This is a genomic window from Hafnia psychrotolerans, from assembly GCF_014639435.1.
GTDB lineage: Bacteria > Pseudomonadota > Gammaproteobacteria > Enterobacterales > Enterobacteriaceae > Ewingella > Ewingella psychrotolerans.
This window is the reverse complement of the sequence record NZ_BMFZ01000005.1, coordinates 44,458-65,619: the sequence shown is the minus strand read 5'-3', so window position 1 is coordinate 65,619 and position 21,162 is coordinate 44,458. Positions and strand designations below refer to the sequence as shown.

Sequence of the window (21,162 nt, the reverse complement as noted above, 5' to 3'; positions counted from 1 at the left end):
TTTAAACCTGGGTTTGCAGATGCAACTGAGCTGCACGGGTCACATTCTCGATTTCATCCAGTAATTCAAGCCACTCGGGTTCCAGCTCGTCAACCGGGACGTTGTTGCGCAGCTGCTGCTCAATGTAAAAACAGAGCTGCTTCAGGCGAGGTACACCGCTATAGCTACAACTGCCGTGCAGTTTGTGGATGAGCGAAAGAATGTCAGGATCGTCCTCTCCCCGTACCACTGTGTTGACGCGTTCACTAACCTGCGGCAGAAAATCCACCAGCATTTGCAACAAATCGCGTGCCAGCAACTCTTTGTTGGCTGACTGACGCAGCGCAAGTTGCCAGTCCAGCGTGCTAGCAGGCAGGTGGTTTGCCACCTGATTCAGTGGGGACTCCTGGGGTGTGTGATGTGAGTAATGGCGTGCCAACACCCGTTTGAGCATGCTTTCGTCGATCGGTTTTGCCAGATAGTCATCCATCCCGACTTTCAGCAGTTGTTCCCGCTCACCGCTCAGGGAATGGGCAGTCACTGCCACAATGGGGGTTTTGCTATGATGCGGCAACTGATGAATGATTTCGCTGGCGCGGATACCGTCGATGTCTGGCATCTGAATATCCATCAGAATGATATCGAGATCGTTTTTACGCGCTATATCGATGGCCTCTTCGCCACTGTGACAAAGCAGGGTATTTTCCACCAACTCCTCTAATAACGTACCAATCAGCTTCAGGTTAGCCGGGTTATCATCCACCGCCATGGCGGTCAGTGGCAGGCGTGAGGCCTTGGGAACTGTGGTATTTAACACCACGGTAGAGGGCCCTTCATCTAGCAGCAGCGGTAGCAGACGCAGGCGAGAGATAGGTTTTATGAGACAGGCTTGTACGCCGCGTGTTTTGAGTGTTTCAGCATCCACCTGGAATTCACTCGGCAGCGCCAGCAGCAGACGATCCGTCATGGTCAGGACTTTTTGCAACTGTGCATCATAGTCTGACCAGCGGTGATTGAGTTTGACAGGAATACTGCACAGCATCAGGTCGTAGTGTGAGTCGGGCAGTGCCTGTATGGTCGTGCGGTGGACGACATCAAGCGGTGTGGATTGCAGGATCTCCAGCGTGGCCTTGGCCGCCGCCGGGTTAGATTCCACATAGGCCATGCGTTTACCTTCGAGGCAGGACATGGAAACCGGCGTAATATGGCGGTTGTCGTTTAACTCGAGAGTAATGTGGAACCAAAACGTGGAGCCCCGGTTGATCTGGCTGTAGAAGCTGATATCGCCGCCCATCTCCTTGACCAGCCGCTGGGTGATCACCAGGCCAAGTCCGGTACCGCCGTGACGACGTGAAATACTGGCATCTGCCTGTCGGAATGCCTGGAAAAGCTGCGACTGCTGACGTTCCGAAATGCCGATACCTGTGTCATGAATTTGCACTTCTAATTCGACTTGCAAATTGTTCTGCGAGCGCAATTCCACATTGATATCAATGTTGCCCTTTTCGGTGAACTTGATGGCATTTCCTAGTAAATTAGTCACCACTTGCTGCAGACGCATCGGATCGCCTAGCACGCTTTCCGGCACGTTGTTGTGTACGGAGAGCGTCAGCTCCAGCCCTTTATCATGCGCCGTGTGTACCAACAGCGTCACCACTTCGTCGAGCATTTCACGCAATGAGAACGGAATATGTTCAAGGATCAACTTACCGGCTTCCAATTTTGAGAAGTCGAGGACGTCATTAATAATTGTCAGCAAGTTATTAGCCGAACGCTCAATGGTTTGCAGATAGTCAGCCTGCATAGGTGACAGCGGTGTTTTCAGCGTCTGGCGGGTGAAGCCAATCACGCCATTGAGCGGTGTGCGTAATTCGTGGGACATGTTGGCGAGGAATTCAGATTTGATACGCGCAGCTTCCTGTGCACGTTTTTTGGCTAAATCTAGCTCGACGTTCTGAATCTCCATCTGTTCGAGGGTTTCACGCAAATCAGAGGTGGCCTGATCGATATTCTGTTGCACCTCTTCATGATAAGCCGTCAGCGACATTGCCATAGAGTTGATACCATTTTTCAACATGCTCAGTTCGCCGAGCATGTTGCCTTCCACGCGGCTATCGAGCTGGCCACGTCGGATGCGGTCTACGGTATTGACCATGTTGCGTATCGGGACTGTCACGTCACGCATGAGGCGGTAGGCAAACAAGGTGGCGATTCCCAGACAAAGCAACATTAGCATGGTCGAGACAAAGGCTTCTTGATATTGCTGTAAACGCACCGAACTGAGGTCTAGTTCAATCGCGATGTATCCCAGATTGCGCGGTGGGGTGGTGTCGGAAGCGTCATCGTCAGATGCGGTATGATTTTCGGCCAAAATAGGCGTGCGCAGGATCAGTGAGTCGCCGACGCGGTTTTGGGTGAGCTCTTTGGGAATGTTATTGAGCGAAGGCACTTGTAATATCACGCTTTCGCTCAGCGAGTTTGAGGTTACAAACAGTTTGTTATCACTGTCAAAAACGCTGATTGCCCGGACAATTTTCGAGTGATTGCGGTGCAGACGGTTGATCAGCTGTCTAACAGGGTCGCGTTCCCGGAAGGTCATGCCGTACTCGCTGGCAACCGCGAGTGGCTCAATAATACTGGAACCAGCATCGATTAACTGTTTTTGCAGCTCGTTATAGCGGTGCACCACAAAGAAGGTGCTGAGCAGCAGACCAATCATTAATGTGGGTGCCAAAATTAAGATCATCATCCGTGCGCGCAGGCTATATTTGGTCATGGGGTTCCAATGTGGGAGAATCAGTGGCTGACGTAAGCTTAATGAACCAGCGTGCAATCGACAATAATAGCCTGATTCTATCTTCTGTATTGCCGCATGACGACACGGTAAACAGCAGAAAATCAGAAGGTGTTGCCACGTTGAGAGTGAATGGGCAAGATAATGCCCTTCGCACGCGAAGATTTTGTTTATCAACCCGTCTGCCGCCAAACTGGCAGCAGAATTGTAGGGAGAGGGTATGGTTGCGGTAAGAAGTGCACATTTGAACACGGCAGGCGAGTTTGCGCTCGACGACTGGATCACCAGTTTAGGCCTCTCCAGCACGCAATCATGTGAGCGTTTAGCCGAAACCTGGCGCTACTGCGAACAACAGACTCAGGGCCATCCTGATGCCTCGTTGCTTTTGTGGCGTGGATTGGAGATGGTCGAGATTCTCTCTACCCTTAGTATGGACAACGACAGCATGCGTGCTGCGCTGCTGTTTCCGCTGGTGGATGTTGGCATCATCGACGAAGACACCCTCACGCAGCAGTTCGGTAAAAGCATCACCGATCTGGTCCATGGGGTACGCGACATGGATGCCATCCGCCAACTGAAAGCCACGCAAAATGATTCGATGGCCTCCGAGCAGGTCGACAACGTGCGCCGCATGTTGCTGGCAATGGTGGAAGATTTCCGCTGCGTGGTGCTCAAACTCGCTGAACGTATTGCCCATTTGCGCGAAGTGAAAGATGCGCCGGAAGAAGAGCGAGTTCTGGCCGCTAAAGAGTGTAGCAATATCTATGCGCCGCTGGCTAACCGGCTGGGGATCGGCCAACTGAAGTGGGAGCTCGAAGATTTCTGTTTCCGCTATCTGCATCCTGATGAATATAAACATATTGCCAAACTGCTGCATGAACGGCGTATCGATCGTGAGCAATATATTGATGATTTTGTCTCCACCGTGCGCGGTGCGATGGATGAACAGGGCATCAAAGTGGATGTCTATGGGCGACCAAAACATATCTACAGCATCTGGCGCAAGATGCAGAAAAAATCGTTGTCATTTGATGAACTGTTCGATGTACGCGCGGTGCGTATCGTGGTCGAGCGTCTTCAGGATTGTTACGCGGCGCTGGGGATTGTGCATACCCATTTCCGCCATCTGCCCGACGAATTTGACGACTACGTCGCTAACCCGAAACCTAATGGTTATCAATCCATCCACACCGTGGTGCTCGGGCCACACGGTAAAACGCTGGAAGTCCAAATCCGTACCCGCCAGATGCATGAAGACGCCGAACTCGGCGTAGCGGCGCACTGGAAATATAAAGAAGGTACCGCAGTCGTCGGTGGTCGCAGTGGTGGCTACGAAGGGCGTATTGCGTGGCTGCGTAAGCTGATTGCCTGGCAGGAAGAGATGGCCGATTCGGGCGAGATGCTCGACGAAGTGCGCAGCCAAGTCTTCGACGACCGCGTTTACGTGTTTACGCCGAAAGGCGATGTGATCGACCTACCGATGGGCTCAACGCCGCTTGATTTTGCCTACCACATTCACAGCGATGTCGGACACCGTTGTATCGGTGCAAAAATCGGCGGGCGCATTGTGCCATTTACCTACCAACTGCGTATGGGTGATCAGATCGATATTATCACCCAGAAGCACCCGAACCCGAGCCGCGACTGGCTGAACCCGAACCTCGGTTATGTCACGACCAGCCGTGGACGCTCGAAGATCCACAACTGGTTCCGTAAACAGGATCGCGACAAAAACATTATTGCCGGTAAGCAGATCCTGGACGACGAGTTAGATCGCCTGGAAATCAGTATCAAAGATGCTGAGAAGCTGCTGCTACCACGCTACAACGTCAATTCGTTGGACGAAGTGCTGGCTGCCATTGGCAATGGCGATATCCGTATCAATCAGATGGTCAACTTCCTGCAATCTCAGTTGAAAAAACCGAGTGCGGAGGAGCTGGACAAAGAAGCGCTGCGCCAGTTGACGCAAAAAACCACGCCGGTACCGCAGCGTAACAGCGGCAAAGACAATGGCCGCGTGGTTGTCGAGGGCGTCGGCAATCTGATGCACCACATTGCGCGCTGTTGCCAGCCGATTCCAGGTGATGAGATAGTCGGTTATATCACGCAAGGGCGCGGCATTTCGATTCACCGCGCCGACTGTGACCAACTGGAAGACTTGCGCCTTAATGCGCCGGAGCGTGTGGTGGATGCGGTGTGGGGCGAGAGCTACTCCAGCGGCTATTCTCTGGTGGTGCGCGTGGTGGCCAACGATCGCAGTGGGTTGTTGCGCGACATTACCACTATTCTGGCCAACGAGAAGGTTAATGTCCTGGGTGTTGCCAGCCGCAGCGACACTAAACAGCAACTGGCGACCATCGATATGGATATCGAGATCTACAACCCGCAGGTGCTTGGGCGTGTGATTGCTAAACTCAACCAGTTACCGGATGTGATAGACGCTAAGCGTCTGCATGGCAGCTAAGTATTTTCAGCCTGCAAGGCCCGCCAGTCGGGCCTTTCTTTTTTCTCTGTTTGTATGAATTTTTTAACGGGTATGGGTTATGACCTCAACTTCAGCACTTCAACGCTTGCTTACCATTATGAAAACCTTGCGCGATCCGGCCGCAGGTTGTCCGTGGGACAAGGAACAAACCTTCGCCACTATTGCACCCTACACGCTGGAGGAGACTTACGAAGTGCTGGATGCCATTGCCCGTAAAGACTATGACGACGTGCGCGATGAGCTGGGCGACTTGCTGTTTCAAGTGGTGTTTTACGCCCAGATGGGCAGTGAGCAAGGGCTGTTTACATTTGACGAGATTTGCCATGCTATCTCCGATAAGCTTGAACGCCGTCATCCGCAGATTTTTGGCGACGAAGCCGCTTGGTCGAAAGAGGCCAGCAGTAAAGACGTGCTGGTGAAATGGGAAGCACGCAAGGCGCTGGAGCGGGCGGAAAAATCGCTGCACTCGGCGCTCGACGATATTCCCTCCGCACTGCCTGCGCTGATGAAAGCGCACAAAATTCAGAAGCGCTGTTCAAACGTCGGTTTCGACTGGACGACGCTCGGGCCGGTGCTGGATAAAGTCTACGAAGAAATCGATGAAGTGATGTTTGAAGCGCGTCAGGCGGTGATCGACGAAGAAAAGCTCGGCGAGGAAATTGGCGATCTGCTGTTCGCGACGGTTAATCTTTCCCGCCATCTGGGTCACAAAGCTGAAGATGCGCTGCAAGCCGCGAACCGCAAGTTCGAGCGTCGTTTCCGTCATGTGGAAAGTATCATCCGTGAGCAGGGAATGAGCATGGAAGAAGCGAACTTAGATCAAATGGAAGCGGCGTGGCAGCAGGTAAAGAAGAGTGAGAAGCCGTAAAACGGGTGCCCTGACTTTGATCACAGACAATATCTGCGTTTGCTGAAACGGTTAAGCTCAGAGTCAATGAGCGGCTAAAAACCCGATTTGAGAGTGTTAAAGTCCAAGAAATTGATATCTAAGGTGTTTTAGTGAGTCATGCCAACGGTTGAGCTATTTTTATTCGCTAACTGTTTGTTTTTTAAAGAATGAAAAATGAAGACGTGAAAGGTTAACCTTTCTGAACTGACGCTGAGGAAAACGATGATGGGCAGCAAAACGTTTATTTGTGGCGCACACAAGGTTCCGGTATACTGTTTTCCCGTCTTGGTTACTCCATCATCTTTAAACCTAACCTCTCAGGTTCAGCATGACAACTAATTATATTTTTGTGACCGGCGGGGTCGTATCCTCTCTGGGTAAAGGCATTGCCGCAGCCTCTCTGGCGGCTATTCTCGAAGCCCGTGGCCTCAATGTGACCATGATGAAATTGGACCCGTACATCAACGTGGATCCAGGCACCATGAGCCCGACCCAACACGGTGAAGTCTTTGTTACTGAAGATGGCGCTGAAACGGATCTGGACCTCGGTCACTACGAGCGTTTTATTCGCACCAAAATGACCCGTCGTAACAACTTCACTACTGGCCGTATTTACTCCGACGTGCTGCGCAAAGAACGCCGCGGCGACTATCTCGGCGCGACCATTCAGGTTATCCCGCACATCACCAATAACATCAAAGAACGCATCATTGAAGGTGGCGAAGGCCACGATGTTGTTCTTGTGGAAATTGGCGGTACTGTTGGTGATATCGAATCCCTGCCGTTCCTGGAAGCCATTCGTCAGATGGCCGTGGACGTGGGTCGTGAGCACACACTGTACATGCACCTGACGCTGGTGCCGTACATGGCGGCTGCCGGTGAAGTGAAAACGAAACCAACCCAGCACTCTGTTAAAGAATTGCTGTCGATTGGTATTCAACCCGACGTGCTGATTTGCCGCTCAGACCGTGCGGTGCCAGCCAACGAACGCGCTAAAATTGCCCTGTTCTGTAATGTGCCTGAAAAAGCTGTTATCTCGCTTAAAGATGTTGATTCCATTTATAAAATCCCGGCTCTATTGAAATCTCAGGGCCTGGACGACTATATTTGTAAGCGCTTCAACCTGACCCCACCGGAAGCTAACCTCAGCGAATGGGAACAAGTTGTCTATGAGGAAGCGAATCCTGGTGGCGAAGTCACTATCGGGATGGTGGGTAAATATATTGAGCTGCCAGACGCTTACAAGTCTGTGATTGAAGCGCTCAAACACGGTGGGCTGAAAAATCGGCTGACGGTGAACATTAAACTTATCGACTCTCAGGATGTCGAAACGCGTGGTGTAGAAGTATTGAAAGGGCTGGACGCGATCCTTATCCCAGGGGGGTTCGGCTACCGTGGTGTGGAAGGTAAAGTGACCACCGCCCGTTACGCACGTGAAAACAACATCCCTTATCTCGGCATTTGTCTGGGTATGCAGGTGGCATTGATGGAGTTTGCCCGCAACGTGGTGGGCATGGAAAATGCCAACTCAACCGAATTTATGCCAGACTGCAAATTCCCTGTTGTGGCGTTGATCACAGAATGGCGCGATGAGGAAGGGAACGTAGAAGTCCGTTCAGAAGAGAGTGATTTAGGTGGCACTATGCGTGTGGGTGGACAGCAATGTCACCTGACCGATGGTAGCTTGGTTCGCAAAATGTATGGCGAGCCGACAATAGTTGAACGTCATCGTCACCGTTACGAAGTAAACAATATGCTGCTCAAACAAATCGAAGCCGCAGGTTTACGCGTTGCAGGGCGCTCTGGCGATAAGCAACTGGTGGAAATTATCGAGTTACCGAACCATCCATGGTTTGTGGCTTGCCAGTTCCACCCTGAATTTACGTCAACGCCGCGTGATGGTCATCCGTTGTTTGCAGGCTTTGTGAAGGCTGCCGGTGAGTATCAGAAGCGTCAGGTAAAATAAAATACCAGACAAGTGATACGGAGCAATATGCCCAAATCACTTGCCTGAAGCTTTAGTTAACTTGTACTGAGGAAATCATAATGTCCAAAATCATTAAAGTCATTGGTCGTGAAATCATCGACTCCCGTGGTAACCCAACCGTAGAAGCTGAAGTTCATCTGGAAGGCGGTTTTGTTGGTCTGGCAGCTGCACCATCAGGCGCATCTACTGGTTCCCGTGAAGCACTGGAACTGCGTGACGGTGACAAATCTCGTTTCCTCGGCAAAGGCGTAATGAAAGCCGTTGCTGCAGTAAATGGCCCGATTGCTCAGGCTGTAATGGGTAAAGATGCGAAAGACCAGGCTAACATCGACAAGATCATGATCGATCTTGATGGTACCGAGAACAAATCTCAGTTCGGTGCAAACGCGATTCTGGCTGTTTCCCTGGCTGCTGCTAAAGCGGCTGCTGCTTCTAAAGGTCTGCCACTTTACGCTCACATCGCAGAACTGAACGGCACCCCAGGCAAATACTCTATGCCACTGCCTATGATGAACATCATCAACGGCGGCGAACATGCTGATAACAACGTTGATATCCAAGAGTTCATGATTCAACCTGTTGGCGCAAAAACGCTGAAAGAAGCTGTTCGCATGGGTTCTGAAGTGTTCCACACCTTGGCTAAAGTTCTGAAGTCTAAAGGCATGGGAACTGCTGTTGGTGACGAAGGCGGCTACGCGCCAAACCTGGGTTCTAACGCAGAAGCTCTGGCTGTTATCGCTGAAGCGGTAAAAGCTGCAGGCTATGAGCTGGGTAAAGACATTACTCTGGCAATGGACTGTGCGGCATCAGAATTCTACAAAGACGGTAAATACGTTCTGGCTGGCGAAGGCAACAAAGCTTTCACTTCTGAAGAGTTCACTCACTTCCTGGAAGACCTGACCAAACAATACCCAATCGTTTCTATCGAAGATGGCTTGGACGAATCCGACTGGGATGGTTTTGCTTACCAGACTAAAGTTCTGGGCGACAAAATCCAGCTGGTTGGTGACGATCTGTTCGTAACCAACACCAAGATCCTGAAAGAAGGTATCGACAAAGGTATCGTTAACTCCATCTTGATCAAATTCAACCAGATCGGTTCACTGACCGAAACTCTGGCTGCGATCAAAATGGCGAAAGATGCTGGCTACACTGCCGTTATCTCTCACCGTTCAGGCGAAACCGAAGATGCAACTATTGCCGACCTGGCAGTAGGTACTGCAGCGGGCCAAATCAAAACCGGTTCTATGAGCCGTTCTGACCGTGTTGCTAAATACAACCAGCTGATTCGTATCGAAGAAGCGCTGGCTGCACAAGGTACACCTGCACCGTTCAACGGTCTGAAAGAAGTTAAAGGTCAGTAATTATTGCCCCGTAACGCTTTCCTGAAAAACCCGCTCCGGCGGGTTTTTTTATGCCTGAAATTCAGGAAACGATGCGGGAAAGGTGTGGGTTACAGCAACAAAGAAAGCGTGGCACTGGCACTATGTTCGCTGGCCTGCAGATAAGCAGGGGAGAGCGTTAACAGCTGATTGATCAGTAATTCTACCAGCAACATCCCGCCAACTTTTGATGTTAGTAATCCCGCCGTCAGCGGGCCTTCCGGCTTGGCGGCGACCAGTAAAATATCCGCCAGTGAGGAAAGCGGGCTGCGCAGCGTATTGCTGATGCCGATGATAGTGGTACCCTGACGCTTCGCCAGTTCTGCCGCGTGCAGCACATCTTTGGTGGATCCTGAGCTTGAAATCACCACCACAATATCCCGTTTGTCCAGACTCACTGCGTTCATCGCTGCACGATGCATATCGGCAAAACATTGTGACGTTTTGCCCAGACGCAGCAACTTGTAACCCAGATAGTCCGCCACAATGGCGCTGGCGGCGACGCCATACACCTGCACGGAACGCGCATTATGGATGTGCAATGCCGCATCTGCCAATACCTGACGATCGAGCAGTTTACCGGTATCGCGCAGGGCGGCGATGCTGTCTTCGATCAGCGTCTGGACGTCGTCACCCCCTTCAGGGGCCTGCTGCGCCGGGTTCTGACGTGTCTCCAGCGCGAGCCCCATCTTGAACTCGGTAAACCCCTTGCACCCCAGTTGGCGACAAAGCCGGGTGACGCTGGCCTCGCTGGTGTCACTTTCACGCGCCAGTTCAGTGATGGTCAGGTAAAGCACGCGCTGCGGCTGTTCCAGCACAAAACTACCCAGCTTATGCAACGTCGGACTGTAATTCTCCAGCCCCTGACGCATTCGCAGTAATAGCGTGCCTGTTTCCTTGGTCTGACTCACTCGGCTCTCCTCAGAATAATTGACCTCCCTAGTTTGGCTGATGTGACGCAGTTAACGCCAGAAGAATTCCGTATGGATAACGTTGTGCATTTGATGGTAATTATTATTTTATTTATATAGTGTGGTGAAAATAATTACCACAACAACACAACGCGGAGTCATCTCATGTCAATATTCAATGGTTCAGGGGGCGGGGCGTGGTTCGAAAGAGCCCAAAAGTTTGGCAAGTCTTTCATGTTGCCTATCGCGATTTTGCCCGCAGCCGGATTGCTGTTGGGGATCGGCGGGGCGCTCTCTAATCCCAATACGTTATCTGCATATCCGTTTCTGGATATCCCGGCGTTACAGGCGATTTTCATCGTCATGGCCAGTGCCGGTTCTATCGTCTTCGCCAATCTGGCGGTGCTGTTTGCCGTCGGGGTCGCGGTCGGACTGGCGCGCAGTGACAAGGGAACGGCGGGATTATCGGCGCTGCTGGGGTATCTGGTGATGAACGCAACCATTAACGCCATCCTGATCCTCAAAGGCCAGCTCGCCACGACCAGTCTCAGCGCCGCAGGGCAGGGCATGGCGCTCGGCATCCAGACGCTGGAAACCGGTGTCTTTGGCGGTGTGGTAATTGGTCTTGTAACGTGGTGGCTGCACAACCGTTATAACAAAATCGAGTTACCGCAGTTTCTCGGGTTTTTTGGCGGTTCGCGCTTTATACCGATCATCTCTTCCCTTGCGGCCATCGTCGTGGGTGCGGTGATGTTCTTCATCTGGCCACATTTCCAGAAAGTGATTTTTAGTATGGGCGGGCTGGTGGATGCCACCGGTTACCTCGGCACCTTCATTTATGGCTTTGTGCTGCGCATGCTCGGTCCGTTCGGCCTGCATCATATTTTCTATCTGCCGTTCTGGACTACCGCACTCGGCGGCAGCGAGGTGGTGAATGGGCATCTGGTAGAAGGGACGCAGCGGATCTTCTTCGCCCAGTTGGCGGATCCAAATACGCAGCAGTTTTATATCGGCACCTCACGGTTTATGTCCGGGCGCTTCATTACCATGATGTTTGGTCTGGTGGGGGCGTGTCTGGCGATGTACCACACGGCGCGGCCTGAGAACAAAAAGCGCGTCGCAGGGTTGCTGCTCTCGGCCGCACTGACCTCCTTTCTGACCGGGATCACCGAACCGATTGAGTTCTCGTTCCTGTTTGTCGCACCGATGCTTTATGTCCTGCACGCGGTGTTCGACGGGCTGGCATTCATGATTGCCCACATTTTGCAGATCACTATCGGGCAGACTTTCTCCGGCGGCTTTATCGATTTCATTCTGTTTGGCGTTTTACAGGGCGAAAGCAAAACGCATTGGATGTACGTCCCGCTGGTCGGCGTGCCGTGGTTCGCGCTTTATTACTTCTCTTTCCGTTACCTGATCAGGCGCTTCAACCTGAAAACGCCGGGACGCGATGAGGTTGAAATTCAGCAGGATAACGTCGTGACTGATCGCGCCGGACTGATTATCGAAGCACTCGGCGGCGCGACCAATATTGCGGAGCTGGATTGCTGCGCAACCCGTTTACGTATCAGCGTCCGCCAGGCTGCCGACGTGAATGAAAGTAAGCTGAAGTCCAGCGGAGCAAGGGCCGTGCTGATCCGCGGGAACGGAATTCAGGTCATTTACGGGCCGCATGTCACGATCATTAAAAATGAAATTGAGGAGATGTTGGGAGTATGAATCAGTCAATGTTAACAACCATCAGGGGAAAACTGGTGGTGTCCTGTCAGGCGCTGGACGACGAACCGCTGCACAGCGATTTTATTATGAGCCGCATGGCGCTGGCCGCGATGCAGGGCGGGGCTGCGGGCATCCGCGCCAACAGCGTCGCGGATGTCAAAGCTATTCGCGCCACCGTACCCTTACCGGTTATCGGGATCATCAAGCGTGATTATCCCGCCAGCGACGTGTACATCACAGCAACCCTGAAGGAAGTGCGTGAACTGATGGCCGTGGCACCGGATATGATTGCGCTTGATGCCACTGCTCATCAGCGCCCCGGCGAATTACAACTCGCCGGGCTGGTACAACGCATTCGTGAAGAGTTTCCCGCTGTATTATTGATGGCAGACGTCGCGACTGTAGAGGAAGCGCAGAACGCGCAGACGTTAGGGTTTGATTGTATCGGCACGACGTTGCACGGCTATACTCAGGAAACGCAGGGCAGCAAACTCTGGCATGACGACTTCGCCTTCCTGCGACAGGTGCTGGCGCATTGCGATACGCCGGTCATTGCCGAGGGAAACGTGGATACACCTGAAATGGCGGTGCGATGCTTAACGCTTGGGGCGCACTCTGTTGTGGTCGGTGGTGCAATCACTCGCCCGCAGCAGATCACGCAAAGTTTTACCGATGCCATTCACTCTGCGGGCTGACAGATATTTTTGCAGACATTTCCGCTGCGCCCCGTGTTTGGCGCAGCGCCTGTGATCTGCGATAATGCGCGCTGACTTTTTAGAGATGACTGAGAAAACGATGCAGTACCCGATAAATGAGATGTTCGAAACCCTGCAAGGGGAAGGTTATTTTACCGGCGTGCCGGCGATCTTTGTGCGCCTGCAAGGCTGTCCGGTGGGTTGCAACTGGTGCGACACCAAACACACCTGGGATAAAATTGCCGATCGGGAAGTCGATATGCAGCGCATTCTGGTCAAAACCGAAGAAAGCGATGCCTGGGGCAACGCGACCTCAGAGCAACTGCTCGACGTCATCGTGCAGCAGGGTTATACCGCGCGTCATATCGTGATCACTGGCGGTGAGCCCTGTATTTACGATCTGATGCCGCTGACCCTGCTGCTGGAAAAGAACGGTTTCAGTTGCCAGATTGAGACCAGCGGAACACATGAAGTGCGCTGCTCGGTGAATACCTGGGTGACGGTTTCGCCAAAAGTGAATATGCGCGGTGGCTACGATATTCTGCCGCAGGCGCTGAAGCGTGCTGATGAAGTGAAACATCCGGTGGCGCGCCAGCGTGATATCGACGCATTGGATGAATTGCTGGAAACGCTGACCGACAGTAAAGCGCGCATTATCGCCCTGCAGCCGATCAGTCAAAAAGAAGAAGCCACCAAACTTTGCATTGCGACCTGCATAGCAAGGAACTGGCGGTTATCAATGCAAACCCACAAGTATCTTAACATCGCATAAATCGCGATGTTTTTATCCGCGGTAAACGCAACCCGCTGTGCAGGTTTCTTTCACGCGCACGGCGGAAAGCAAAGGTAACTTCGGCTTCATCTCATTCCAGATCCATTCGGCCAAGACTTCGCTGGTCGGGTTTTCTAATCCCGCAATGTCATTCAGATTGTAGTGATCCAGGCGCTCGAGGGTTGGGTTGAACGCAGCTTTCAGTTCGGCGAAATCCATCACCCATCCGGTATACGGATCCACTTCACCGGTAATTTCTATACGCACAGTGAAAGAGTGCCCGTGAAGACGGCCGCATTTATGGCCAGCCGGGACGTGCGGTAAATGATGTGCGGCTTCGAACTGAAAATCTTTAAATAATGTGGTGGTCATGGCATGGTCTCATTGCTCAAAAAACGCGGCATAGTACCCGAAATCAGCCTTTCACGCCACGAATACCCTCATCCTTCGTGGTTGCAGAGGTTGGCTGCAACACGAAGGATTTTAGGCATATCAAGAAGCCTGTGGCTGTACAAGGCGTTACCAACCGTTGCTTTACTCACCCCGTTTCACTGGCTTAAAGTGAAGCCAATGGATTAGTCTGTTGAGGGTTTGAATGATTACTGTGCTGCGTTGCGCTCTATTATCGCTGCTGTTCTCGGCAGGTGTCAGGGCGGAAACCTCTCTACCGCCTGTTGCGACCGCCTTACCCGAAGCGGTTGCCGCTAAATCGGCGGTTAAAGCTGCGGTGGCGGTGGCGACACCGACTACGAAGGCTGCTGCGCTGACCTTTCCGTCGGGGTCTGGTAGCATGCGCATCCCGCTTGGGCAGGGCAAAAAGTCACTGGAAGTTTTCACCTATCAGCCCGCAGGCGCCGATGCGACCACGCCGATTGTGATGGTGATGACCGGTGTTGACCGTAATGCGGTCACTTACCGTAATGACTGGGTGACCGTAGCGGATCAATACCATTTACGGGTGGTCGTGCCGCGTTTTAGCGAACAAGAGTTTCCTGGCGCTGCCGGTTATAATCTGGGTAATCTGGTGGATGGCAAAACGCATCATAAACTTCCGCCTTCCCAGTGGGCGTTCACTATTGTTGATACTCTATTCAGCCAGTTACAGAAAGAGGGCATCACCAGTCAGCCACAATATTATTTGTTCGGTAACAGTGCTGGATGCCAGTTCGTCCACCGCATGTTGACGTTGCTGCCTCAGCCTCAGGTAAAAGCTGCCGTCTGTGCTGCCGCTGGCTGGTGGACGCTGCCAGACACCGATCAGCACTGGCCTTATGGGTTACGGCAGTCGCCGGTCGCCGTTAGCCAGCAACAGTTAGACAGTTACTTTGCCAAACCGATGCTGATTGCCGTCGGCAGCGAAGATGACGATCCCGAAAACCATTTATTGCGCCGTTCAAAACAGGCGATGGCGCAGGGCAGTAACCGCCTCGAACGGGCTGAAAGTTACTTCACCACGTCCCAGCAACGAGCCGAGCAAAATAATACGCCATTTAACTGGCATTTTATCGACTTATCCGACACCGGACACAGCGGCATTAAAATGTCAGTCTTTGCTGCCGGGCAATTTGCCTGGTTCGAACAGCATGGCGGATTCCATCTGTAAACCGTGTCTGTGAAAAACGAATGTAAACCTCGTTCTTGCGGGGTTTTCTTTCTACCACTTTTAGCGGTTATTCCTATCGTAAAAACCACTTAGTCATTTTGGTTATTATTTATTTCCATCACTTCTTTAATTGTTACCATCTGGCTGGTTAATCTACCCACTCTCCAGGCCTTTATGTTGGCCGGAATGGCTTATGCATAAGGGAATTCGTACCGTAATGACGACTCAGGCTCCTCCAACTTCTTTGCTCCCGCTATCGCCGGAGCAACTGGCCCGCCTTCAATCGGCGATTGGTGAATACTCACCCACCCAACTGGCCTGGCTCTCTGGTTATTTCTGGGGAATGGTCAATCAGCAACCGGGCGCAGTGGCCGCTCCGGCACCGGTGCAGGCTTCCGCGTCGGTCACCCTGATTTCTGCGTCGCAAACCGGTAACGCCCGTCGTGTCGCCGAACAGTTACGCGATGATCTGACGGCTGCAAAAATTAACGTCAACCTGGTGAATGCCGGTGACTATAAATTCAAACAAATTGGTCAGGAAAAGCTGCTGCTGATCGTGGCCTCTACGCAGGGCGAAGGCGAACAGGCGGAAGAAGCGGTCGCGTTGCATAAGTTCCTGCAATCCAAAAAAGCTCCGAACATGAAAGACACGGCTTTTGCGGTGTTTGCACTGGGCGATACGTCCTACGAATTCTTCTGTCAGGCGGGTAAAGACTTTGATACCCGTCTGGGCGAGCTGGGCGCAGAACGTCTGTTAGACCGTGTCGATGCCGATGTCGAATATAAAGAAGTGGCAGAAGAGTGGCGTAAACGTATTGTGGCGGTGCTCAAACAGCGTGTGCCTGCTGATACCCCTGGGCAGCCTGTCGCAACGCTTGCCGGTGCTGTCAACCAAATCGACAGCAGCCCCTATACTAAAGAGCAACCACTGACCGCACTGCTGTCAGTAAACCAAAAAATAACTGGCCGTAACTCAGACAAAGATGTGCGCCATATCGAAATTGATCTCGGGGACTCCGGCCTGCGTTATCAGCCGGGCGATGCGTTGGGTATCTGGTTTGAAAACGATCCAGCGCTCGTACAAGAATTAGTGGAATTACTGTGGCTGGAAGGTGATGAGCCGGTTGACGTGAATGGCACCCAATATGCTCTTCGCGAAGCTTTGCAGCATCATATTGAACTGACCCAGAATACTACGCCGATCGTCGAGAAATATGCCACCTTATGCCGCGATGAAAAGCTCACGGCGATGCTGGCAGATAAGCATATGTTACAGCAGTTCGCGCAAACTGTGCCATTCGTGGACATGGTGCGCCGCGCGCCGACCGAACTGGACGCGCAACAACTGGTGGATTTGCTGCGTCCGCTGACGCCGCGCCTGTACTCCATCGCCTCTTCGCAGGCCGAGACCGAATCTGAAGTTCACATCACCGTTGGCGTGGTGCGTTACGACATCGACGGCCGCCCGCGCTCTGGCGGAGCATCCGGCTATCTGGCAGACCGCCTGGAAGAAGACGGCGAAGTGAAAGTCTTCATTGAGCACAACGATAACTTCCGCCTCCCGGCCAACCCGGAAACGCCGGTCATTATGATTGGTCCCGGCACCGGTATCGCGCCATTCCGCGCCTTTATGCAACAACGTGAAAACGATTCAGCGCCGGGCAAAAACTGGCTGTTCTTCGGTAATCCGCACTTTACCGATGATTTCCTCTACCAGGTCGAATGGCAGCGCTACGTTAAAGATGGCTTGTTGACGAATATCGATCTGGCGTGGTCACGCGATCAGGCTGAAAAAGTCTACGTGCAGGACAAACTGCGTGAGAAAGGCACGGAAGTCTGGCAATGGTTGCAGGAAGGTGCGCACGTGTATGTTTGCGGCGATGCCAACCGTATGGCGAAAGACGTAGAGCAGGCTTTACTTGAAATCATTGCCGAAAACGGCGTGATGGATCTGGAAACGGCCGACGAATATTTAAGTGAATTGCGTCTGGATCGCCGCTATCAGCGTGACGTTTATTAACGAATTTGAGCAATGAGCGAAAACCTTATGAGCAATAAATTGTGGAGCGAACAGAATCCCGGCCCCGGCCCTTTGATCGTCGATGCCCCGCTGGCCGATGCTGAGCGCCTGAAAAAGGAAAGTCATTTCCTGCGCGGGACCATTACCGAAGATTTAAAAGACGGCCTGACCGGCGGTTTCAACGGTGACAACTTCCTGTTGATCCGTTTCCACGGCATGTATCAGCAGGATGACCGTGATATCCGCGCCGAACGCGCCGAGCAAAAGCTCGAACCTCGTCACGCCATGATGCTACGTTGTCGTTTGCCGGGCGGGGTGATGACGCCTGCGCAGTGGCTGGGCATCGACAAATTTGCCGATGACAGCACGCTCTACGGCAGCATCCGTATTACTAACCGTCAGACGTTCCAGTTCCACGGCATCCTGAAGCCTAACGTTAAACCGGTGCATCAGTTGCTGAACAAACTGGGTCTGGACGCGCTGGCGACCGCCAACGACGTGAACCGTAACGTCTTGTGTACATCGAACCCGGTAGAGTCTGAGCTGCATCGCGAAGCTTACGAGTGGGCGAAAAAACTCTCTGAGCATCTGTTACCGCGCACCCGTGCGTACGCCGAAGTGTGGCTGGATCAGGAAAAAGTCGAAACCACCGATGAAGAGCCGATTCTGGGGTCCACTTACCTGCCACGTAAATTCAAAACGACCGTGGTCATCCCACCGCAAAACGACGTGGATCTTCACGCCAACGATCTTAACTTTGTGGCGATCGCCGATAACGGCAAACTGATCGGCTTCAACGTGCTTGTCGGTGGCGGATTATCTATCGCTCACGGTGACAAAGCGACGTATGCCCGTACCGCCAGTGAGCTGGGGTTTATTCCGCTGGAAAATACGCTGGCTGTCGCTGAAGCCGTGGTCACCACGCAGCGCGACTGGGGCAACCGTACCAACCGTAAAAATGCTAAAACCAAATACACACTGGAACGCGTTGGTGTGCCGGTCTTCAAAGCCGAAGTCGAAAAGCGCGCGGGCATTCAGTTTGCGGAAGTTCGTCCTTACGAATTCACCAGCCGCGGCGACCGCATCGGCTGGGTTAAAGGCATCGACAACCAGTGGCACCTGACGTTGTTTATCGAAAATGGTCGTATTCTGGATTATCCAGGCAAACCGCTTAAAACCGGTTTGGCAGAAATCGCCAAGATCCATAAAGGTGATTTCAGGCTTACTGCTAATCAGAACCTGATCGTCGCTGGTGTTGCCGAACAGGATAAAGACGCGATTGAAACGTTAGCCCGTAACCATGGGCTGATCGACGATAGCGTCAGCGATCAGCGCAAAAACTCGATGGCCTGCGTCTCCTATCCAACCTGTCCATTGGCGATGGCCGAAGCAGAGCGGTTCCTGCCGGAGTTTGTTACCAAGGTTGAAGGCATTATGCATAACCATGGCGTCGGAAAAGAGCACATTGTTCTACGCGTTACCGGCTGCCCTAACGGTTGTGGTCGTGCGCTGCTGGCTGAAATTGGCCTGGTGGGTAAAGCGATGAACCGTTACAACCTGCATCTGGGCGGTAACCGTGCGGGTACGCGGATCCCTCGCATGTATCGCGAGAACATTTCCGATACTGAAATCTTGACCATCATCGATGAACTGGTGGGGCGCTGGGCCGAAGAACGTGAAGCAGACGAAGGTTTCGGTGATTACGTTATCCGTGCAGGGATCATTCGTCCGGTACTCGATCCGGCCCGGGATTTTTACGATTAACTGTACGGCTGAATCTGAAAGACGGAGAGTGTATGAGTTTGCTTACTCTTGCTGCATTGAATGAGTTACCCAAGTCTGGACAGGCGCTTGCGCTGGCCGAAACCAATGGTCAGTTGGAAAAGCTGTCTGCACAGGAGCGTGTGCAATGGGCGCTGGAGAATATGCCCGGCGAATTCGCATTGTCCTCCAGTTTCGGTATTCAGGCGGCGGTGTGCCTGCATCTGGTCACTCAGCAGAAACCTGATATTCCGGTGATCCTGACGGATACCGGTTATCTGTTCCCGGAAACCTACCAGTTTATTGATGCGTTAACGGAACAGCTGAATCTGAACTTGCAGGTGTTCCGCGCGGAGCACTCTCCGGCCTGGCAGGAAGCGCGTTACGGCAAACTGTGGGAGCAGGGCGTAGAAGGGATCGAGCGCTACAACGACATCAATAAAGTTGAACCGATGAACCGCGCACTGGAAACACTTGGCGCGAAAACCTGGTTCGCGGGACTACGCCGTGAACAGTCAGGGAGTCGAGCCCACTTACCGGTATTGGCAGTGCAGCGTGGGGTGTTTAAAATCCTGCCGATCATTGACTGGGATAACCGCCAAATCTTCCAATATCTGAAAGAGAACGACCTGAGTTATCACCCGCTATGGGATCAGGGCTATTTATCCGTGGGCGATACTCACACCACTAAAAAGTGGGAAGAAGGGATGAGCGAAGAGGAGACGAGATTTTTCGGGCTTAAGCGCGAGTGCGGCTTACACGAATAATAGCCTATCTTATTTGACAGTTTGAACCCGGGCAGTGCTCGAACTCCTCATGGGCTACCTGTACGCTCCGGGTTCTCCGCGCTGTCCGTATCCAAACTGTCTGCAACGATAACGGCTATTTGCCAGGTGAATAAATGCTTTTATTGCGCAGGTTTAGCCAGTTCTTTCAGTAAGGGCAATAAAATCTTAACGCTCTCTTTGGCGCGTTTATCGATGCGGCCAGGCAGTACACGATCCAGGTATTGCAGGTTATCCCGTTGTCCCTGATGACGGGATGTGCCGGCCGGGAAATGCGGGCTGATGGCTCGTTGCTGTGCGCCGTCTTTCTGGCCTAATGCATAGTCGGTTGCGTTGACTATTAGCAAGGGAATATGTGCATCATCCAGCGCCTGCATACCACTACAGCAATCTTTGCCAGCGTAACTCTCTGCGGCAATGCCATAACGGTGTGCCAGTTTAACGGCCCGGTCGCGAGTCAGTTTGGTCACGGCCGCTGAGGTGTTTTTACCACTTTTGAAATAGAGCTTATCGCCGACAATCAGTGAATCGAGATCCACAGCCAGCAGGGTATTTTTTCTCTCTTCTGGCGACATGCGCTGAACATAATTCTCAGCGCCTTGTGCACCGGTTTCCTGCGCACTCAGCGCCACAAAGCGCAAACTATAGTGTGTCTTCACTTTGCTGAGCTGTTCAGCCAGCTCCAGCATGACACCCACACCTGAAGCATTATCGTCTACGCCCTGTAAGGTTAGGCCACCGAGATTGTGGTCGGAATCTGCGTCGCTTTTTGGCAGATAGGTGTCGAAGTGTGCCATGACGAGAATTTGCTGCGACACTTCACCTGGTCGGGCGGCAATGACTGACGTGGCGTGCACGTTATGCCAGCTCTGTTTGCCGTCTTTGCTGCTATAGATATAGCGGGTGTCGAAACCGCGTAAATCACTCTGGTAACCCAGCTTGGCAAAGTATTGATGTAGATAATCTGCGGCGAGAAGTTCGCCCGGGCTGCCGGCCATTCGCCCTGGGAAATAGGTCGCAATATGGCGTATTTGCGCCGCAGCAATAACGCCAGGCGCTGGCTCAATCGAAGGCTTAACCGCATGAGCAAAACCCACACAGCTGATACTGATAGCCAGCAGCGCGAGCTTCATGCGTAAAGTGGAAAACATAGCCGAAAAATCCTTATCAGAAGATCTGGGAGACTGGATGACGTCATCTGCCATCCTTTAAATATGCAGCAGTCTGCGTTGTGAGGTCTTTATTGCATAATAGTATGCGACTGTGCAGCCGGATAGACAATTTCCCTTCATCTCAAAGGGCTCTTTTTGCTGCTGAAATACATAATCTTCTGAAGCATTTTGCGGTCTATATACCATTCTGGAACTATTCATTCCATTT

General features: G+C 52.4%; 15 protein-coding genes. 11 read left to right on the top strand and 4 right to left on the bottom strand.

Annotated elements, in window-relative coordinates:
* Position 1: 1 nt before the first annotated feature.
* Positions 2 to 2,755: a two-component sensor histidine kinase BarA gene (gene barA / locus IEV89_RS10750; protein ID WP_188473401.1), complete on the bottom strand. Its 2,754-nt coding sequence runs from the start codon at positions 2,753 to 2,755 to the stop codon at positions 2 to 4.
* A 238-nt stretch (positions 2,756 to 2,993) separates the two neighbouring features.
* On the opposite strand from barA, the gene relA reads away from it, so the two are divergent.
* The 4 genes from relA (at position 2,994) to eno (ending at position 9,498) form a co-directional block, all read left to right on the top strand.
* Positions 2,994 to 5,237, top strand: coding sequence for a GTP diphosphokinase (relA, locus tag IEV89_RS10745; protein ID WP_188473400.1), 2,244 nt, complete (start codon positions 2,994 to 2,996; stop codon positions 5,235 to 5,237).
* A gap of 79 nt (positions 5,238 to 5,316) precedes the next feature.
* Positions 5,317 to 6,126, top strand: a complete 810-nt coding sequence (mazG, locus tag IEV89_RS10740) for a nucleoside triphosphate pyrophosphohydrolase (protein WP_188473399.1) — start codon at positions 5,317 to 5,319, stop codon at positions 6,124 to 6,126.
* A gap of 349 nt (positions 6,127 to 6,475) precedes the next feature.
* Positions 6,476 to 8,113, top strand: coding sequence for a glutamine hydrolyzing CTP synthase (pyrG, locus tag IEV89_RS10735; protein WP_188473398.1), 1,638 nt, complete (start codon positions 6,476 to 6,478; stop codon positions 8,111 to 8,113).
* Positions 8,114 to 8,193: 80 nt separating this feature from the next.
* Entirely contained in the window at positions 8,194 to 9,498 is a 1,305-nt protein-coding gene (gene eno, locus IEV89_RS10730) for a phosphopyruvate hydratase (protein WP_188473397.1), read from the top strand.
* An 89-nt stretch (positions 9,499 to 9,587) separates the two neighbouring features.
* Here eno and IEV89_RS10725 read toward each other — a convergent pair whose 3' ends face one another.
* On the bottom strand, positions 9,588 to 10,388 hold the full coding sequence (locus tag IEV89_RS10725; protein ID WP_188473718.1) for a MurR/RpiR family transcriptional regulator: 801 nt from the start codon (positions 10,386 to 10,388) through the stop codon (positions 9,588 to 9,590).
* A 204-nt stretch (positions 10,389 to 10,592) separates the two neighbouring features.
* Here IEV89_RS10725 and IEV89_RS10720 point away from each other — a divergent pair, with 204 nt between their 5' ends.
* From IEV89_RS10720 to queE, 3 genes are all read left to right on the top strand, one after another.
* Positions 10,593 to 12,146 carry a maltose/glucose-specific PTS transporter subunit IIC gene (locus IEV89_RS10720; RefSeq protein WP_188473396.1) on the top strand — a complete coding sequence of 518 codons (1,554 nt, stop codon included), beginning with the start codon at positions 10,593 to 10,595 and terminating at the stop codon, positions 12,144 to 12,146.
* A complete protein-coding gene (locus IEV89_RS10715) occupies positions 12,143 to 12,841 on the top strand; it encodes an N-acetylmannosamine-6-phosphate 2-epimerase (protein ID WP_188473395.1) in 699 nt (232 codons plus the stop codon). The genes IEV89_RS10720 and IEV89_RS10715 overlap by 4 nt, the downstream gene beginning before the upstream one ends.
* A gap of 100 nt (positions 12,842 to 12,941) precedes the next feature.
* Entirely contained in the window at positions 12,942 to 13,613 is a 672-nt protein-coding gene (gene queE / locus IEV89_RS10710; RefSeq protein ID WP_188473394.1) for a 7-carboxy-7-deazaguanine synthase QueE, read from the top strand.
* A gap of 12 nt (positions 13,614 to 13,625) precedes the next feature.
* Here queE and queD read toward each other — a convergent pair whose 3' ends face one another.
* Complete coding sequence (gene queD, locus IEV89_RS10705) at positions 13,626 to 13,985, bottom strand: 6-carboxytetrahydropterin synthase QueD (RefSeq protein WP_188473393.1); 360 nt, start codon at positions 13,983 to 13,985, stop codon at positions 13,626 to 13,628.
* A 223-nt stretch (positions 13,986 to 14,208) separates the two neighbouring features.
* On the opposite strand from queD, the gene IEV89_RS10700 reads away from it, so the two are divergent.
* The 4 genes from IEV89_RS10700 to IEV89_RS10685 all read left to right on the top strand — a co-directional run bounded on the left by IEV89_RS10700 (position 14,209) and on the right by IEV89_RS10685 (position 19,764).
* On the top strand, positions 14,209 to 15,216 hold the full coding sequence (locus IEV89_RS10700; protein ID WP_188473392.1) for a hypothetical protein: 1,008 nt from the start codon (positions 14,209 to 14,211) through the stop codon (positions 15,214 to 15,216).
* 217 nt (positions 15,217 to 15,433) lie between these two features.
* On the top strand, positions 15,434 to 17,236 hold the full coding sequence (gene cysJ / locus IEV89_RS10695; protein WP_188473717.1) for an NADPH-dependent assimilatory sulfite reductase flavoprotein subunit: 1,803 nt from the start codon (positions 15,434 to 15,436) through the stop codon (positions 17,234 to 17,236).
* A 27-nt stretch (positions 17,237 to 17,263) separates the two neighbouring features.
* Positions 17,264 to 19,000, top strand: a complete 1,737-nt coding sequence (cysI, locus tag IEV89_RS10690) for an assimilatory sulfite reductase (NADPH) hemoprotein subunit (RefSeq protein WP_188473391.1) — start codon at positions 17,264 to 17,266, stop codon at positions 18,998 to 19,000.
* Positions 19,001 to 19,032: 32 nt separating this feature from the next.
* Complete coding sequence (locus IEV89_RS10685) at positions 19,033 to 19,764, top strand: phosphoadenylyl-sulfate reductase (protein WP_188473386.1); 732 nt, start codon at positions 19,033 to 19,035, stop codon at positions 19,762 to 19,764.
* A 140-nt stretch (positions 19,765 to 19,904) separates the two neighbouring features.
* On the opposite strand, the gene IEV89_RS10680 is transcribed toward IEV89_RS10685, so the two are convergent.
* Positions 19,905 to 20,933: an aminopeptidase gene (locus IEV89_RS10680; RefSeq protein ID WP_188473383.1), complete on the bottom strand. Its 1,029-nt coding sequence runs from the start codon at positions 20,931 to 20,933 to the stop codon at positions 19,905 to 19,907.
* Positions 20,934 to 21,162: the final 229 nt, after the last annotated feature.

What these genes read in the sequence shown, in the direction of transcription:
- pyrG (WP_188473398.1), top strand. Translation starts at nt 6,476, where the DNA reads ATGACAACTAATTATATTTTTGTGACCGGCGGGGTCGTATCCTCTCTG.
- queE (WP_188473394.1), top strand. Translation starts at nt 12,942, where the DNA reads ATGCAGTACCCGATAAATGAGATGTTCGAAACCCTGCAAGGGGAAGGT.
- IEV89_RS10720 (WP_188473396.1), top strand. Translation starts at nt 10,593, where the DNA reads ATGTCAATATTCAATGGTTCAGGGGGCGGGGCGTGGTTCGAAAGAGCC.
- IEV89_RS10680 (WP_188473383.1), bottom strand. Translation starts at nt 20,933, where the DNA reads ATGTTTTCCACTTTACGCATGAAGCTCGCGCTGCTGGCTATCAGTATC.
- cysJ (WP_188473717.1), top strand. Translation starts at nt 15,434, where the DNA reads ATGACGACTCAGGCTCCTCCAACTTCTTTGCTCCCGCTATCGCCGGAG.
- IEV89_RS10700 (WP_188473392.1), top strand. Translation starts at nt 14,209, where the DNA reads ATGATTACTGTGCTGCGTTGCGCTCTATTATCGCTGCTGTTCTCGGCA.
- relA (WP_188473400.1), top strand. Translation starts at nt 2,994, where the DNA reads ATGGTTGCGGTAAGAAGTGCACATTTGAACACGGCAGGCGAGTTTGCG.
- IEV89_RS10725 (WP_188473718.1), bottom strand. Translation starts at nt 10,388, where the DNA reads ATGCGTCAGGGGCTGGAGAATTACAGTCCGACGTTGCATAAGCTGGGT.
- mazG (WP_188473399.1), top strand. Translation starts at nt 5,317, where the DNA reads ATGACCTCAACTTCAGCACTTCAACGCTTGCTTACCATTATGAAAACC.
- eno (WP_188473397.1), top strand. Translation starts at nt 8,194, where the DNA reads ATGTCCAAAATCATTAAAGTCATTGGTCGTGAAATCATCGACTCCCGT.
- IEV89_RS10715 (WP_188473395.1), top strand. Translation starts at nt 12,143, where the DNA reads ATGAATCAGTCAATGTTAACAACCATCAGGGGAAAACTGGTGGTGTCC.
- cysI (WP_188473391.1), top strand. Translation starts at nt 17,264, where the DNA reads ATGAGCAATAAATTGTGGAGCGAACAGAATCCCGGCCCCGGCCCTTTG.
- queD (WP_188473393.1), bottom strand. Translation starts at nt 13,985, where the DNA reads ATGACCACCACATTATTTAAAGATTTTCAGTTCGAAGCCGCACATCAT.
- IEV89_RS10685 (WP_188473386.1), top strand. Translation starts at nt 19,033, where the DNA reads ATGAGTTTGCTTACTCTTGCTGCATTGAATGAGTTACCCAAGTCTGGA.
- barA (WP_188473401.1), bottom strand. Translation starts at nt 2,755, where the DNA reads ATGACCAAATATAGCCTGCGCGCACGGATGATGATCTTAATTTTGGCA.